This is a genomic window from Eubacteriales bacterium mix99 (genome assembly GCA_038396605.1).
Taxonomy (GTDB): Bacteria; Bacillota; Clostridia; order Caldicoprobacterales; family DTU083; genus UBA4874.
Window position 1 is genome coordinate 1,729,776 of sequence record CP121690.1, and the last position, 16,853, is coordinate 1,746,628.

Consider the following 16,853-nt stretch of genomic DNA (forward strand, 5'->3'; position numbering starts at 1 on the left):
GAAAACCTGAACCTTTGGTTTTATGTCTGAAATATCTGAAACAGAAAAAGAAAATCCACAAGGCAGATGGTATGTGATTCACACTTATTCCGGATATGAGAACAAGGTGAAAGCCAACCTGGAGAAGGCGGTGGAAAACCGCGGCCTGCAGGATTTGATTTTTGAGATCAAGGTTCCCATGGAAGAACAGATAGAAGAAAAGGACGGCAAGCGAAAAGCCGTCATGCGCAAGATATTTCCCGGGTATGTCATGATCAAGATGATCATTACGGATGATTCCTGGTATGTCATACGCAATACGAGGGGCGTGACCGGGTTTGTCGGGCCGGGATCCAAGCCGGTTCCACTGTCCGATGATGAAGTGCGCTCTATGGGAGTGGAAAATATTCCGATTCGGCTGGATGCGGAGATTGGCGACAATGTGCGTGTCACAAAAGGCCCCCTGGAGAACTTTATCGGTTCCATTGAGGAGATATTTCCGGAGAAACAAAAGGTCAGGGTATTGGTATCCATGTTCGGCAGGGATACCCCTGTTGAGTTGGAGTATAATCAGATACAAAAAATTTAACGCTATTACGTTGTTTTAATTTCGAAAAAGGAGGTGTGTACCAATGGCGAAAAAGATTACCGGCTATGTCAAGCTGCAGATTCCCGCCGGCAAGGCAACACCTGCACCACCGGTAGGCCCTGCTCTGGGACAGTACGGCGTGAATATCATGGGCTTCTGCAAGGAATTCAATGCACGGACCGCAAAGCAGGCAGGTATGATCATACCTGTTGTAATTACGGTTTATCAGGACAGATCCTTTACATTTATTACGAAAACCCCTCCTGCTGCCGTTCTGATCAAGAAGGCATGCGGGATTGACAAGGCTTCCGACCGCCCCAATGAAAACAAGGTTGCAAAAATAACCAAAAAGCAGGTTCAGGAAATCGCGGAAACAAAGATGCCTGATCTGAATGCTGCCAGTCTGGAAGCTGCGATGAAAATGGTTTCAGGAACTGCCCGCAGTATGGGCGTCACGGTTGAGGAATAACCCCATCTTCTGTGAAATGAGAAAGTGGCAGGGTAATCTGGAGTGCCCGTTAGGACCACAAGGAGGAATCACGATGAAACATGGTAAGAAATATCAGGAAAGCATGAAACTTGTGGATCGTTCCCGTTTATACGATCCGGAAGAAGCTTTGGAGTTGGTACAGCAGACTTCCAGAGCAAATTTTGATGAGACAGTTGAGATTTCCATCAAGTTGGGAGTGGATCCCAAGCATGCGGATCAGCAGGTCCGCGGCGCGGTTGTATTGCCTCATGGCACCGGAAAAGTGGTTAAGGTTCTGGTTTTTGCCAAAGGGGAAAAGGCCAGGGAAGCTGAGGAAGCCGGCGCTGATTTTGTAGGCGCTGAGGATATGACCGCAAAGATTCAGAATGAAAACTGGTTTGGATTTGACGTATGCGTGGCTACACCGGATATGATGAGCAAGGTGGGACGTCTCGGACGTATATTGGGGCCCAAGGGCCTGATGCCGAATCCCAAATCCGGTACCGTAACCACAGATGTTGCCAAGGCCATTCACGATATCAAAGCTGGTAAGGTCGAGTATCGTCTGGACAAGGCAGCAATCATTCATGTACCCATTGGAAAGAAATCCTTTGGCACACAGAAGCTTTCTGAAAATCTGCAGACTCTCATGGATGCCATCATCAAGGCAAAGCCGGCGGCTTCCAAGGGAACTTATCTGCGCAGTGCAGTCCTTTCCAGCACTATGGGTCCCGGGATCCGGCTGAATGCTGCAAAGTTTTGATTCATCAGGAACCGGCTATCAGCAGGAAACGCTTGACAGCAAGCGGTTGCTGCGCTATAATGTTGCATGAAATTTGAATAGGATGGAAGCATGGTCTTATCGTAGACAGCAGGCGCTTCTTGAAGCTTAAACCAATCAGCCTGCCGAGGTAAGGGAATGTATTTTGAAGATACTGCCCTCTTGCCTTTGGCGAGAGGGCATTTCAAATATGACCTTTCCGTGATAAGAATCAGCCATATCCAAACAGGAAAGGAGGTGTTTTCTTATGCCTGCCAGAGAGGAAAAGGCGAAAACCATAGAGGAAATAAAGGAAAATCTTTCAGGATCCAGCAGTGCAGTGCTGATAGATTATAAAGGACTGACCGTTGAAGAAGTGACCGAGCTCCGAAAAGAATTCCGTGAGAACGGAGTGCACTATAAGGTTTACAAGAATACTCTGATGCAAATTGCGGCCAGACAGCTGCATATGGAGGACCTGATCCCGTATCTGAAAGGACAGACGGCAATTGCCTTTGGAACGGAGGATCCGGTGGCTCCTGCCAAGATTTTGTCCAAAAATATGGAAAAGCTAAACAAGATGGAATTCAAGGTCGGCCTGGTGGATGGCAAGGTGATCAGCGTTGATGAGATCAAAACATTGGCAGAGTTGCCGTCCAGAGAAGAATTGCTTGCCAGAATGCTGCGCAGCATGAATGCTCCGGTCAGCGGTCTGGTTACCGTATTGAGCGGTACGATTCGTTCCCTGGTCTATGCATTGAACGCAGTGAAGGAAAAGAAAGAAGCATAAAAATTATGAAAAGAAACAGGAGGATTTCAGAATGAATCAACAGGAAATGTTGGATGCGATAAAAGGTATGACTGTTTTGGAGCTTTCCGAACTGGTAAAGGCTCTGGAAGATGAATTTGGTGTGAGCGCTTCCGCTCCGGTCGCTGTTGCAGCAGCTCCCGCCGGTGGCGCAGGCCAGCAGGAAGAGGAAAAGACAGAGTTTGATGTAGTTCTGTCGGAGATCGGCGATCAGAAGATCAAAGTCATCAAGGTAGCCCGCGAAATCACCGGACTTGGCCTGAAAGATGCGAAGGATCTCGTGGATGCTGCTCCAAAGGCAGTCAAGGAAGGCGTTTCTAAAGAGGAAGCGGAGTCCATCAAGGCAAAATTCGATGAAGTCGGTGCGAAAGTAGAAATCAAGTAAGGTATGATCGGATAACCGTTATCGGAATAAAATAAGGAGCTCTTTACAGGAAGAAAGAGTTCCTTATTTTTCTACGGATTTTCCGTAGAAAGCAAAAACATCACCATTGACAATCTGGCAATCCTATGATAAGATTGTAAATTGCATTAATAGTTTTTAGTAGACAACCCTATGCTATTCTTTCTTATCTCTATTCTATACTGAATAAAGGATAAAATGCAAGGGTATAATAAATATTAATGCCCTATTACTTAAATTGCCAAATAGCCATTGTTTTGCGGTTGTTTTTGGTGTTATAAAATCTAAAGGGGTGAGATGTGCATGCTGCATCCAGTTCAGTTAGGAAAGAGAACCAGGATGAGTTATTCCAAGATCGATGAGGTTCTGGATATGCCAAATCTAATTGAGGTGCAAAAAAACTCATACAAATGGTTTCTCGAAAAGGGGCTCCAGGAGGTTTTCGATGATATATCTCCCATCTCAGACTATTCCGAGAATCTTATTCTGGAATTCGTGGATTACTATTTGGATGATGATCCCAAATACTCTGTGGATGAGTGTAAGGAAAGGGATGTAACGTATTCCAAATCTCTCAAGGTACGTGTCCGGTTAATCAACCGGGAAACCGGTGAAGTAAAGGAACAGGAAGTATTTATGGGAGACTTTCCGATTATGACCGACCAGGGCACCTTCATTATCAATGGGGCAGAACGTGTCATCGTCAGCCAGCTGGTTCGCTCGCCCAGCGTCTATTATGCCGAGCAGGTGGATAAAACAGGCAAAAAGCTGTATTCCGCCACAGTCATACCAAACCGGGGCGCATGGCTGGAGTACGAAACCGATTCCAATGATGTATTATCCGTACGTGTGGACCGTACCCGGAAAATCAATGTCACCATTCTCCTGAGGGCACTGGGGTATGGAACGGATGCTCAGATCAAGGATCTTCTGGGGGAAGATGAGATCCTTTCCGCCACCATTGACAGTGATAATACCAATTCTGTGGAAGAAGGGCTTCTGGAAGTCTATAAGCGTCTCCGGCCCGGAGAGCCTCCCACGGTGGATAGCGCCAGTCAGTTGATCCGGTCCCTGTTTTTTGATCCAAAGCGCTACGATCTGGCCCGGGTGGGCCGGTATAAGTTCAACAAGAAGTTGTCTCTGGCAGCCCGGATTTCCGGACAGCGCATGGCAGAGCAGGTTGTGAACCCGACCACCGGAGAGGTTCTGGCAGAGCCCGGGGAAAAGATTACCCGGAAGACAGCAGAATCCATTCAGAATGCAGGGGTAAATGCCGTTTTACTTCAGATGGACAATGGAAAAACGGCAAAGATTCTTGGCAATCACTTTGTCGATGCCGGAAGTTATCTGGATTTTAATCCGCTGGAGGCGGGCATCACGGATAGGGTGTATTTTCCGGAATTCCAGGCCATTCTGGAGAAGGATCTGAGTGAGGAGGATCTGAAGGAAGAATTAAAAAGTTCTCACGACAAACTGATGCCAAAGCATATCCTGATTGATGATATTGTTGCTTCCATCAGTTATAATCTTCATTTATCCGATGGGATCGGACATGTGGACGATATCGACCATCTCGGGAACAGGAGGCTTCGCTCTGTCGGGGAGCTGCTTCAGAACCAGTTCCGGATTGGATTGTCAAGAATGGAGCGGGTTGTGAAGGAAAGGATGACGATTCAGGATGTGGATGTGATCACGCCGCAGGCCCTGATCAATATTCGTCCGGTTTCCGCTGCCATCAAGGAGTTTTTCGGGAGCAGCCAGCTGTCTCAGTTTATGGATCAGACCAATCCCCTGGCTGAGCTGACCCATAAGAGAAGGCTGAGTGCTCTGGGACCCGGTGGCCTGAGCCGGGATCGGGCCGGATTTGAAGTGCGTGACGTGCACTATTCCCACTACAGCCGCATGTGCCCCATTGAGACCCCGGAAGGTCCCAATATCGGTTTGATTGGTTCTCTGAGCACCTATGCGAGAATCAATGAATACGGTTTTATTGAAGCGCCTTATCGCAGGGTGGATCATGATAAAAACGTTGTTACGGATGAGATTGTGTATCTCACGGCAGATGAAGAGGACGAATACATCATTGCTCAGGGCAATGAAGCCCTGGACGAGGAAGGGCGCTTCATCAACGAGCGTGTTATGGTGAGGCTTCGTGAGGATATTTTTGAGGTCCCCCGGGACCAGGTGGACTATATGGACGTATCACCGAAGCAGTTGGTTTCTGTGGCCACGGCAATGATTCCCTTCCTGGAAAATGACGATGCCAACCGTGCTTTGATGGGATCCAACATGCAGCGGCAGGCCGTTCCCTTGATCAAGCCGGAAGCTCCCATTGTGGGCACCGGTATGGAGTATAAGGCAGCCAGGGATTCCGGCGTTGTGATTTTGGCGAAGGAAGCCGGCGTAGTCCGGAAAGTGGATGCCGATTATGTTCGGATCAAGGGGGACGACGGCCGGGAATACCGCTATAAATTATTGAAGTTCAAACGATCCAACCAGGGAACCTGCATGAATCAGAGGCCGATTGTTTCCGAAGGCGAGCGGGTTTCGAAAGGACAGATCATCGTTGACGGCCCCTCCACCGATGAGGGAGAGGTTGCGCTGGGCCGCAATGTGCTGATCGGCTTTATGAGCTGGGAGGGTTATAACTATGAAGACGCCGTCCTGATCAGTGAAAAGCTGGTTCGAAACGATGTCTTTACCTCCATCCATATTGAGGAATATGAATCGGATGCCCGGGATACCAAGCTGGGCCCCGAGGAAATCACACGGGATATCCCCAATGTGGGGGAAGAAGCATTGAAGGATCTGGATGAGCGGGGCATTATTCGGATTGGCGCAGAGGTGCGGGCCGGAAACATCCTGGTGGGCAAGGTAACCCCCAAGGGGGAGACTGAGCTGACGGCAGAGGAACGTTTGCTCCGTGCTATTTTTGGGGAAAAGGCCCGCGAGGTTCGGGATACTTCCCTGAAGGTACCCCACGGGGAAAGCGGCATCATTGTGGATGTGAAGGTTTTTCTGCGGGAGAACGGCGATGAACTACCCCCTGGTGTCAATCAGTTGGTTCGCTGCTATATCGCGCAAAAGAGAAAAATATCCGTTGGAGATAAAATGTCCGGGCGCCATGGGAACAAGGGCGTGATTTCCCGGGTGCTTCCGGAGGAGGATATGCCCTTCCTGCCGGACGGGACGCCTCTTGAAATCTGCCTGAATCCGCTCGGGGTTCCTTCCCGTATGAATATCGGCCAGGTGCTGGAAGTGCATCTGGGCCTGGCTGCAAAAGAGCTGGGATGGCATATTGCCACTCCGGTTTTTGACGGAGCATCCGAGATTGATATTATGGATACTCTGGAAAAAGCCAATATCAACCGTGACGGAAAGCTCACGGTTTATGACGGACGTACCGGGGAAGCTTTTGACAGCCCGGTAACGGTAGGATATATGTATTTCCTGAAGCTGGCTCACCTGGTGGACGACAAGATTCACGCACGTTCCACCGGACCTTATTCGCTGGTAACGCAGCAGCCGCTGGGGGGCAAGGCACAGTTCGGCGGGCAGCGTTTCGGTGAGATGGAAGTCTGGGCCCTGGAAGCGTATGGCGCAGCCCATACCCTGCAGGAGATCCTGACGGTGAAATCCGATGATGTGGTTGGCAGGGTCAAGACCTATGAGGCGATCGTGAAAGGCGAAAATATCCCGGAGCCCGGAGCTCCGGAGGCTTTCAAGGTCCTGATCAAGGAACTGCAGAGCCTGGCCCTTGATGTAAAGGTGCTGAGCGATAAAAACGAAGAGATCGTCATGAAGGAATCCGACGACGATGATGTGGATGATCTGGATATCAATATCGAGGGACGTGAGGAACAGACTCCGGAAGAAGAGTCGGAGGAATACGAAGACGATGAGCTGGATCTGGACCTGGACAATATTGCAGCCATTCCGGGCATGGACGAAGACGATGCTGCGGACGAACCCGATGATTCCGATGATTCCGACGATTCCGATGATTCCGATGATTCCGATGATTCCGACGAATCGGATGACCTTCTGGAGGATATCAACCTGGATGACGATGATGAATAACATAAAGAAGGGAGAGATAGCCCTTGTTCGAGCTGAATAATTTGAGTTCCATTCAGATAGGCCTGGCGTCTCCGGATAAAATCCGGGAGTGGTCCAGGGGCGAGGTGAAGAAGCCGGAAACCATCAATTATCGTACCTTGAAGCCCGAAAAGGATGGATTGTTCTGTGAAAAAATATTTGGTCCCCAAAAGGACTGGGAGTGCCATTGCGGGAAATACAAGAGGATCCGTTATAAGGGAATCATCTGTGACCGATGCGGTGTAGAGGTAACCCGTTCCAAGGTGCGTCGGGAGCGGATGGGTCATATTGAGCTGGCGGCTCCGGTATCGCACATCTGGTATTTTAAGGGAATCCCCAGCAGGATGGGTTTGATACTGGATATGTCCCCCCGATCCCTGGAGAAGATCCTGTATTTTGCTTCTTATGTCGTTCTGGATCCCGGAGATACTCCTTTGTCAAAAAAGCTTGTCTTAAATGAGAAGGAATACCGGGAAAACCTCGATAAATACGGCGACAGTTTCCGTTGCGGCATGGGAGCAGAGGCAATCAAGGAGCTGCTCAAGGAAATTGATCTGAATGCCATGTCCGAAGAGCTTCGCTCGGACCTGAAGAATTCCACCGGACAGAAGAGGATCCGGATTGTAAAACGGCTGGAGGTTGTGGAGTCCTTCAAGAAATCAGGCAATCGCCCGGAATATATGATTCTGGATGCCGTACCGGTTATTCCGCCGGAGCTGCGCCCCATGGTTCAGCTGGACGGCGGCCGTTTTGCCACCTCGGATCTGAATGACCTTTACCGGCGAATCATCAATCGCAACAACCGGTTGAAACGGCTGCTGGATCTGGGAGCGCCGGATATCATTGTCCGCAATGAAAAGCGTATGCTGCAGGAGGCAGTGGATGCCCTGATTGACAACGGGCGAAGAGGACGCCCCGTTACCGGCCCCGGAAACCGGCCCCTGAAATCCCTCAGCGATATGCTGAAGGGCAAACAGGGACGATTCCGGCAGAATCTGCTGGGAAAACGGGTGGATTATTCCGGACGGTCCGTTATTGTGGTCGGCCCGGATCTGAAGATGACGCAGTGCGGCCTTCCCAAGGAGATGGCCCTGGAGTTGTTCAAGCCCTTTGTAATGAAGCGTCTGGTGGAAAAAGGCCTGGCTCATAACATAAAGAGTGCAAAGCGTATGGTCGAAAGAGTCCGGCCGGAAGTGTGGGATGTGGTGGAAGAAGTCATCAGGGAGCATCCCGTTCTGCTGAACCGTGCCCCGACTCTTCACCGCCTCGGTATTCAGGCCTTTGAACCGGTGTTGGTGGAAGGCCGTGCGCTGAAACTGCATCCTCTGGCATGCACCGCATACAATGCGGACTTTGACGGCGATCAGATGGCCGTTCATGTACCGCTTTCCGTGGAAGCACAGTCGGAAGCCAGGTTTTTGATGCTGGCTGCCAACAACATCTTGAAGCCTCAGGACGGCAGGCCGGTTGTTACTCCCACTCTGGACATGATTTTCGGATGTTATTATCTGACCATCGAAAAGCCCGGGGAAAAGGGAGAAGGAAAGGTATTTGGCGATACCAATGAGGTGATCATGGCATACCAGGAAGGCATTGCAGGGCTGCATGCAAAAGTGAAGATGCGGGTCTTCCGGGAAGTGGACGGGGAAAAAGTTTCCCGGCTGATTGATATCACTCCCGGGCGCGTTATTTTCAATGAAGCCATTCCGCAGGATTTGGGCTGTCAGGATCGAAGCGACCCGGATCAGATGTTTTTGCCGGAAATTGACAAGCCGGTAAATAAGGGAATGTTGCAAAGGATAATCGATAAATGTTATCATAAATTTGGCGGAGCTGAGACTTCCAGGATGCTGGACAAAATAAAGGCACTGGGGTTTCATTATTGCACCAAAAGTGCTCTCACTGTCAGTGTTTCCGACATGGTCGTCCCGAAAGAGAAAAAGGAACTTCTTGCCAAAGCCGATGAAGAGGTTCAGAAGATCCATCGTCAGTACCGTCGTGGCTTGATTTCGAATGATGAGCGCTATGAAAGGGTCATTGACACCTGGAATGAAACGACGGACGCTGTTACTGGGGCTCTGAAATCCGCATGGAATGAATACAATCCCCTGAACATGATGGCGGCTTCCGGCGCCCGTGGAAACATCAACCAGATCCGTCAGCTGGCCGGGATGCGCGGACTGATGGCCAATCCGTCCGGCAAGATTATCGAACTGCCGATCCGGGCAAATTTCCGGGAAGGTCTCACCGTTCTGGAGTTCTTCATTTCCACCCACGGTGCCAGGAAGGGATTGGCGGATACTGCACTGCGTACCGCAGATTCCGGATATTTGACCCGTCGTCTGGTGGATGTCAGTCAGGATGTGATTATCCAGTCGGAGGACTGCTTTGAGGAATCCGGGGAAAAGATCCGCGGCATATGGGTCAGTGAGATCAAGGAAGACAATGAGATCATTGAGCCGTTTTCCGACCGCATCACAGGACGTTATGTTGCAGAAACGGTGGTGCATCCGGAAACGGGTGAAGTCATTGTAGAAGCAAACCATCTGGTTACGCCGGCGATTGCTTCCAGGATCATTGAAGCGGGCATTACACGGTGCTGCATCCGGACGGTTCTGACCTGCCGGGCTGAGCACGGCGTATGCGCAAAGTGTTACGGCAGCAATCTGGCCACCGGAGATCCGGTCAACGTCGGCGAAGCAATCGGAATTATTGCCGCTCAGTCCATTGGCGAACCAGGTACCCAGCTGACCATGAGAACATTCCATACCGGCGGCGTTGCCGGAGACGATATTACGCAGGGCCTGCCCAGGGTAGAGGAGCTTTTCGAAGCCAGGAAGCCAAAAGGCCTGGCCATTATCTCGGAATTGTCCGGCAAGGTTTCGGTCAATGAACAGAAAAAGAAGAGAGAAATCACCATTATCAATGATGACGAGGGCGATTCCAAGACCTATCTGATACCGTATGGATCCCGCATCAAGGTGGAGGAAGGACAGGTCGTGGAGGCCGGAGACGAATTGACGGAAGGCTCCATCAATCCTCATGATATTCTGAAGATCAAGGGGATCAAGGGAGTGCAGGCATATCTGCTGCAGGAGGTGCAGAAGGTTTACCGGCTGCAGGGTGTGGATATCAATGACCGCCATGTTGAAGTGATCATCCGGCAGATGCTGCACAAAGTCCGGGTGGAGGATGCCGGGGATACGGACCTGTTGCCCGGCAGTCTGGTTGATATTTTTGATTTCGAGCGGGAAAATGAGCGCGTGATGAAGGAAGATGGCGTGCCTGCCCAGGCGAAGAGAGTTCTGCTCGGTATTACCAAATCCGCCCTTTCCACGGATTCCTTCCTGTCTGCCGCTTCGTTCCAGGAAACGACAAGAGTCCTGACTGATGCGGCCATAAAAGGCAAGAATGACCCATTGGCCGGCTTGAAGGAAAATGTTATTATCGGAAAGCTGATTCCTGCGGGAACCGGCATGAAACGCTACCGGAATATCGAAATTGTAAATGAAAAAGTCGGATCAGAAGACGCTCCGGATGCCATTGAGCTGGAGCTCCCTTCGAAGAAGGATCTTGTTGAAGCCTGATCCTGTCGACGCATGGAAAAAGCAAGGCTCTGCCTGCTTCATGGTTCCGCCTTCTTTTTCCTTGTTTTTCGCCTTTTTTATTGACAGCAACAGGCCGTAAGTGCTAAAATAATTAAGTGCGCTTATTTTGGGCATTTGTGTTGTCGCAGGAGGTTGGAAGGATGCCGCATAATCTGAAATTTATCCCATCCCAGACTGTCGTGGGGCGGAAACAAACCGCCAAAGCCATTCGGCAGGGAAAAGCACAGCGTGTGTTTCTGGCATGCGATGCGGAGAATTATGTGGTAAACGAAATGAAGGATCTTTGCAGCGAATTCCATGTTCCGGTTACGGAGATTGCCACCATGAAGGAATTGGGAAAAGCCTGTGGCATTCAGGTGGGAGCTGCGACAGCTGCGATCCGGAAGGAAGCGCCGGGCAAAAAGAAAGAAACCGTACCCATCCGTTGATTCCGAAATGTAATTTGCTATAGGAACGATATTTTTGAAAGGAGGTGGAGGAATGCCTACCATCAATCAATTGGTACGAAAAGGAAGAGAAAAGGTAACCTACCAGTCAGATGCTCCGGCGCTGAATGCGTCGCCCCAGAAGCGTGGAGTTTGTACTGCCGTTAAGACAACGACTCCAAAAAAGCCAAACTCTGCCTTGAGGAAAATTGCCAGAGTCCGCTTGACTCATGGAATGGAAGTAACCGCTTATATCCCGGGGATTGGACATAACCTGCAGGAGCACTCTGTTGTTTTGATCCGCGGAGGCAGGGTAAAGGACCTGCCCGGTGTGCGTTATCATATCGTACGCGGTGCTTTGGATACGGCCGGCGTGGCAAATAGAATGAAGGCCCGATCCAAATATGGTACCAAAAGGCCAAAGAAGTAATGGATTTTGGAGAAAATAGAGTGTTAAGGAGGGAATAGGATGCCAAGAAAGGGGTATGTTTCCAAGAGGGAAGTACTTCCTGATCCGATTTATGGCGATAAAGTTGTCACGAAGCTGATTAATCAGGTAATGCAGGACGGGAAACGCGGTGTGGCTCAGAAAATCTGCTATGAATCCTTTGACCTGATCCAGGAAAAGGCAGGGAAGGATCCGATGGAAGTTTTTGAGCAGGCATTGAATAATATTATGCCTGTATTGGAAGTAAAGTCCAGGAGAGTCGGCGGTGCCACCTATCAGGTACCCATGGAAGTCCGTCCGGAAAGACGTCAGACCCTGGGACTGCGATGGCTGGTAAGCTTTGCAAGGAACCGCGGGGAGAAGACCATGAAACAGCGTCTGGCCGGCGAGATCATGGATGCCGCCAATAATTCAGGCAGTGCAGTGAGAAGGAAGGAAGAAACCCACAGGATGGCTGAAGCCAACAAGGCTTTTGCCCATTACAGGTGGTAAGAGAACAGGTAGAAAACGGACTGAAACTGAATTTGGGGAACGGTAATGGATTTAGCATGAATTGAAAGGAGGCTAATTTAGTGCCTAGGCAATTTTCATTGGAAAAGACAAGGAATATCGGTATCATGGCACATATCGATGCCGGTAAGACAACAACAACAGAGCGCATATTGTTCTACACCGGACGGGTTCATAAGCTTGGCGAAGTTCATGACGGCAATGCGACAATGGACTGGATGGAAGAGGAGCAGGAGCGCGGTATCACGATTACATCCGCCGCCACTACGACACAGTGGAAGGGGCATCGTATCAACATTATTGATACGCCAGGGCACGTTGACTTTACCGTTGAAGTGGAGCGTTCTCTTCGCGTCCTCGATGGTTCAGTAGCAGTGTTTTGTGCCAAAGGAGGCGTAGAGCCTCAATCCGAAACGGTATGGAGGCAGGCAGATAAATATGGTGTTCCAAAAATCGCGTATGTAAACAAGATGGATATTATGGGCGCCGACTTTCTGCGTGTCGTCAATATGATTCATGAGCGGCTACAGGCCAATCCGGTTGCCATCCAGCTGCCTATCGGCAAGGAAGACAACTTTACAGGTGTGATCGATCTGATCAATATGGAGGCCTATCACTATACAGATGATTTAGGAACCCACAGTGAGGAATCTGCGATCCCGGACGATATGCTGGATATGGCGAAGGAATATCGTACCAAAATGATTGAAGCTGTCGCAGAGACAGATGATGACTTGATGATGAAATATCTCGACGGCGAGGAACTGACGGTTGATGAGATTCATAGGGCAATCCGCAAGGCAACCATAGGACTGAAGATGGTTCCGGTGGTGTGTGGATCCTCTTACAAGAACAAGGGAGTTCAGATGCTTTTGGATGCCATTGTGGAGTATCTTCCTTCTCCCCTGGACGTACCGTCCATAAAGGGAAAGAAGCCGGATTCGGACGAAGAAGTGGATCGGCATTCTTCGGATGAGGAACCGTTCAGTGCGCTGGCATTTAAGATCATGACGGATCCCTATGTGGGGAAACTGGCTTTCTTCCGGGTTTATTCCGGAACGCTGGAAAACGGATCCTATGTATATAATTCCGTAAAGGGCAAAAGGGAGAGAGTTGCCCGGATTCTGTTAATGCACGCGAACCACAGGGAAGAAACTCAGAAAGTGTATGCCGGAGATATCGCGGCTGCGGTTGGCCTGAAGAATACGACAACCGGGGATACCCTGTGCGATGAAAACAATCCGGTGGTCCTGGAGTCCATGGAGTTTCCGGATCCGGTGATCCAGGTTGCCATAGAGCCCAAAACCAAGGCCGGGCAGGAAAAAATGGGCATTGCTTTTGCCAAGCTGGCAGAAGAGGATCCGACTTTCCGGACCTATACGGATCAGGAGACCGGACAGACTATTATCGCCGGCATGGGCGAGCTTCATCTGGAGATCATTGTGGACCGTCTGCTTCGGGAGTTCAAGGTGGAAGCAAACGTGGGAAAGCCGCAGGTGGCCTACCGCGAAACCATCCGCAAACCCGTCCGGAGCGAAGGAAGATTTGTCCGGCAGTCCGGCGGGCATGGCCAATATGGACATGTTGTGCTGGAAGTGGAGCCTTTGGAGCCCGGTTCCGGCTATGAGTTTGTAAACAAGATTGTAGGCGGTGTGGTTCCCAGGGAATATATCCAACCGGCTGACAATGGGATTCAGGAAGCAATGCAGAGCGGTATCCTGGGAGGCTACCCGGTTGTGGATATCCGTGCCACACTTGTGGACGGTTCCTATCATGAGGTGGACTCTTCCGAAATGGCTTTTAAGATTGCAGGTTCCATGGCGCTGAAAGACGCATTGAAAAAGGCAAGTTCCGTATTGCTGGAGCCGGTGATGGATGTGGAGGTCACAGTACCCGAGGAATATATGGGCGATGTGATGGGAGACATCAATTCCCGACGGGGCAGGATAGAAGGCATGAAACCCGAACGGGGCGCAGAGATTATTCGTTCAGTGGTGCCTTTGGCAGAAATGTTTGGATATGCAACCGATCTTCGCTCCAGGACCCAGGGACGCGGCGTTTATACCATGCAGCTGTCCCATTATGAAGAAGTTCCGAAGAATATTATGGAAAAAGTTATTACAAAGTAACAGATGGATCGATAAGGAGGACAAATGAATCATGGCAAAGGCAAAATATGAGAGGACAAAACCCCATGTCAATATTGGGACAATCGGGCATGTAGACCACGGCAAAACCACTTTGACGGCAGCGATTACAACGATTCTGGCAAAGCTGGGAAAAGCACAGGCCACGAAATATGATGAGATTGACAAAGCCCCGGAGGAGAAGGAAAGAGGAATAACCATCAATACCGCCCATGTGGAGTATGAGACCGATAAACGGCATTATGCCCACGTGGACTGTCCCGGGCATGCGGACTACGTAAAGAACATGATCACAGGAGCTGCCCAGATGGACGGAGCGATTCTGGTGGTATCCGCAGCAGACGGCCCCATGCCGCAGACAAGGGAGCATATTTTGCTGGCACGGCAGGTGGGAGTGCCCAACATCGTTGTCTATCTGAACAAGATTGATCAGGTGGACGATGAGGAGCTTCTGGAGCTGGTGGAGCTGGAAGTGCGTGACTTGCTGACAGAGTATGACTTTCCGGGGGACGACGTACCGATTATCAAAGGATCTGCCCTGAAGGCACTGGAAGCAGTCAACAGCGGAGCGGATGTGAAGACGGATCCGTGGTGCAAGTCGATATTTGAGCTGATGGATGCAGTGGACGAATATATCCCCACACCAAAGCGCAGCAATGACAAGCCGTTTTTGATGCCGGTGGAGGATGTCTTCACCATTACTGGACGGGGAACGGTTGCGACCGGGAGAGTGGAGCGCGGTACGGTAAAGATCTCCGATCCGGTGGAGATTGTGGGACTGGAGCCCAAGGCCAAATCCACAGTGGTTACCGGGGTCGAGATGTTCCGGAAGGTGCTGGATCAGGCAGAGGCCGGAGACAATATCGGAGTGCTGCTGCGTGGCATTCAGAGGGAGGAAGTGGAGCGTGGGCAGGTATTGGCCAAGCCCGGGACGGTTCATCCACACACGGAGTTCAGCGGACAGGTTTACGTATTGAAGAAGGAGGAAGGCGGACGGCATACCCCGTTCTTCAACGGTTATCGCCCACAGTTCTTTTTCCGGACGACAGATGTGACCGGGGACATTGAGCTGCCGGAGGGCGTGGAAATGGTCATGCCCGGGGATCATATAACGATGGACGTAAAGCTGATTACCCCCATTGCCATGGAGGAAGGTCTGCGGTTTGCCATTCGCGAAGGTGGAAAGACTGTTGGCGCAGGCGTTGTTTCTTCCATAAAAGAATAGTGGAAAGGCTTTGAAGATTCAACACTATCCTTTCCCGGAACAGGAAGGGATAGTGTATTTCACTGTTGGGCCTGCTTTGCAGAGTTTGTAAAAACTCAAAAAATACTTGCTTTTCTGTAAGTTTTATTGTAGTATGTAATGGTTGTGTTATTATTAGGACACTAGGGATGAAGTAAAAGGTTGCCGATGAAATCGCGTCGGGGAATTTTTATGGACCAGTCCGTTTGAATCGGGCGAACTGCCTTGTTCCTTTTGTGTGCTTTTCTTTTTTTCGTTGAAAATGGCACACGTGGTTAAGTGGTAACAAGGTGATGGATTGCCCTGCTTCTGACTTGACGGGACGAAAAAGCGTCCGGCTATGAGTAAAAGGAGGGGAATTTTTTGGCAAGCCAAAAAATCAGAATTAAATTAAAGGCCTATGATCACACTTTGATTGATCAGTCGGCAGAAAGGATTGTTGAGACTGCAAGGAAAACCGGAGCAAAGGTTTCCGGTCCCGTTCCATTGCCGACAGATAAGGAAGTGATCACTGTTTTAAGAGCTCCTCACAAGTACAAGGATTCCCGTGAGCAGTTTGAAATGAGGACACACAAGCGTTTGATCGATATTTTAAGCCCAACGTCCAAAACGGTGGATTCCCTGATGCGATTGGATCTGCCGGCCGGTGTTGATATCGAAATCAAATTATAGAGCTTCGGACACTATAGTTTCAGAACGGAGGTTTTAAGAAATGCAAAAAGCCATTCTAGGTAAAAAACTGGGCATGACCCAGATCTTTACAGAAAAAGGCCTGATGGTACCCGTTACCGTAGTGGAAGCCGGTCCCTGTGTCGTCACTCAGGTCAAAACTCAGGAAAAAGATGGTTATCGTGCTCTTCAAATCGGATTTGATGATATTCGATCCACCCTGGTCAATCAGCCCAGGAAGGGACATTTTGATAAGAACAGCACACCCTACAAAAGGTATCTCAGGGAAATAAGACTGGATAATGCACAGGATTACCAGGTCGGCAATGAGATCAAAGCGGATGTTTTCGCTGCGGGAGAGAAAGTGGATGTCAGTGGTATTACAAAAGGTAAGGGGTTTGCCGGTGTCATCAAGAGATGGAACCAGCACAGGGGCCCCATGGCACATGGATCCAGATACCATCGTCGTCCCGGATCCCTTGGACCGGGCAGTTCACCGAGTCGTGTGTTCAAGACAAAGCACCTGCCTGGCAGAATGGGGCGGGACAGGGTTACCATTGCCAACCTTGAAGTTGTCAAAGTGGATGCAAAGCGCAATTTGCTGCTGATCAAAGGCGCCGTTCCCGGCCCAAAGGGAACTTTACTGACCATCAAGGATACCGTAAAGAGGTAATACATCTAAACGGAAAGGAGGAAA

14 protein-coding genes and 1 other annotated feature are annotated in these 16,853 nt (G+C 50.1%); all 14 genes read left to right on the forward strand.

Features of this window, described 5'->3' with window-relative positions; genetic code table 11:
* The first annotated feature begins 22 nt into the window (after positions 1 to 22).
* The 14 genes from nusG to rplC all read left to right on the forward strand — a co-directional run bounded on the left by nusG (position 23) and on the right by rplC (position 16,829).
* Positions 23 to 568: a transcription termination/antitermination protein NusG gene (gene nusG / locus QBE55_07535; protein WZL77431.1), complete on the forward strand. Its 546-nt coding sequence runs from the start codon at positions 23 to 25 to the stop codon at positions 566 to 568.
* 43 nt (positions 569 to 611) lie between these two features.
* The gene (gene rplK / locus QBE55_07540; protein WZL77432.1) at positions 612 to 1,037 is read left to right on the forward strand and encodes a 50S ribosomal protein L11; all 426 of its coding nucleotides are present in this window, start codon (positions 612 to 614) and stop codon (positions 1,035 to 1,037) included.
* A gap of 73 nt (positions 1,038 to 1,110) precedes the next feature.
* A complete protein-coding gene (gene rplA / locus QBE55_07545) occupies positions 1,111 to 1,800 on the forward strand; it encodes a 50S ribosomal protein L1 (GenBank protein ID WZL77433.1) in 690 nt (229 codons plus the stop codon).
* Between the two features lie 81 nt (positions 1,801 to 1,881).
* Positions 1,882 to 2,014, forward strand: a sequence feature (ribosomal protein L10 leader region).
* Between the two features lie 51 nt (positions 2,015 to 2,065).
* Positions 2,066 to 2,587, forward strand: coding sequence for a 50S ribosomal protein L10 (rplJ, locus tag QBE55_07550; protein WZL77434.1), 522 nt, complete (start codon positions 2,066 to 2,068; stop codon positions 2,585 to 2,587).
* A 31-nt stretch (positions 2,588 to 2,618) separates the two neighbouring features.
* A complete protein-coding gene (gene rplL / locus QBE55_07555; GenBank protein WZL77435.1) occupies positions 2,619 to 2,990 on the forward strand; it encodes a 50S ribosomal protein L7/L12 in 372 nt (123 codons plus the stop codon).
* Positions 2,991 to 3,311: 321 nt separating this feature from the next.
* Positions 3,312 to 7,088, forward strand: coding sequence for a DNA-directed RNA polymerase subunit beta (gene rpoB, locus QBE55_07560; GenBank protein ID WZL77436.1), 3,777 nt, complete (start codon positions 3,312 to 3,314; stop codon positions 7,086 to 7,088).
* A gap of 23 nt (positions 7,089 to 7,111) precedes the next feature.
* Positions 7,112 to 10,693, forward strand: coding sequence for a DNA-directed RNA polymerase subunit beta' (gene rpoC, locus QBE55_07565; GenBank protein WZL77437.1), 3,582 nt, complete (start codon positions 7,112 to 7,114; stop codon positions 10,691 to 10,693).
* Between the two features lie 161 nt (positions 10,694 to 10,854).
* Positions 10,855 to 11,142, forward strand: a complete 288-nt coding sequence (locus QBE55_07570; protein ID WZL77438.1) for a ribosomal L7Ae/L30e/S12e/Gadd45 family protein — start codon at positions 10,855 to 10,857, stop codon at positions 11,140 to 11,142.
* A 52-nt stretch (positions 11,143 to 11,194) separates the two neighbouring features.
* The gene (rpsL, locus tag QBE55_07575; GenBank protein WZL77439.1) at positions 11,195 to 11,569 is read left to right on the forward strand and encodes a 30S ribosomal protein S12; all 375 of its coding nucleotides are present in this window, start codon (positions 11,195 to 11,197) and stop codon (positions 11,567 to 11,569) included.
* 39 nt (positions 11,570 to 11,608) lie between these two features.
* Positions 11,609 to 12,079 carry a 30S ribosomal protein S7 gene (gene rpsG / locus QBE55_07580; protein ID WZL77440.1) on the forward strand — a complete coding sequence of 157 codons (471 nt, stop codon included), beginning with the start codon at positions 11,609 to 11,611 and terminating at the stop codon, positions 12,077 to 12,079.
* Between the two features lie 80 nt (positions 12,080 to 12,159).
* The gene (gene fusA, locus QBE55_07585) at positions 12,160 to 14,226 is read left to right on the forward strand and encodes an elongation factor G (GenBank protein ID WZL77441.1); all 2,067 of its coding nucleotides are present in this window, start codon (positions 12,160 to 12,162) and stop codon (positions 14,224 to 14,226) included.
* A gap of 31 nt (positions 14,227 to 14,257) precedes the next feature.
* Entirely contained in the window at positions 14,258 to 15,469 is a 1,212-nt protein-coding gene (gene tuf / locus QBE55_07590) for an elongation factor Tu (GenBank protein ID WZL77442.1), read from the forward strand.
* 381 nt (positions 15,470 to 15,850) lie between these two features.
* Positions 15,851 to 16,159 (forward strand): 30S ribosomal protein S10, encoded by a 309-nt coding sequence (gene rpsJ, locus QBE55_07595; GenBank protein ID WZL77443.1) that lies wholly within the window; start codon positions 15,851 to 15,853, stop codon positions 16,157 to 16,159.
* 40 nt (positions 16,160 to 16,199) lie between these two features.
* Positions 16,200 to 16,829, forward strand: coding sequence for a 50S ribosomal protein L3 (rplC, locus tag QBE55_07600; GenBank protein WZL77444.1), 630 nt, complete (start codon positions 16,200 to 16,202; stop codon positions 16,827 to 16,829).
* Positions 16,830 to 16,853: the final 24 nt, after the last annotated feature.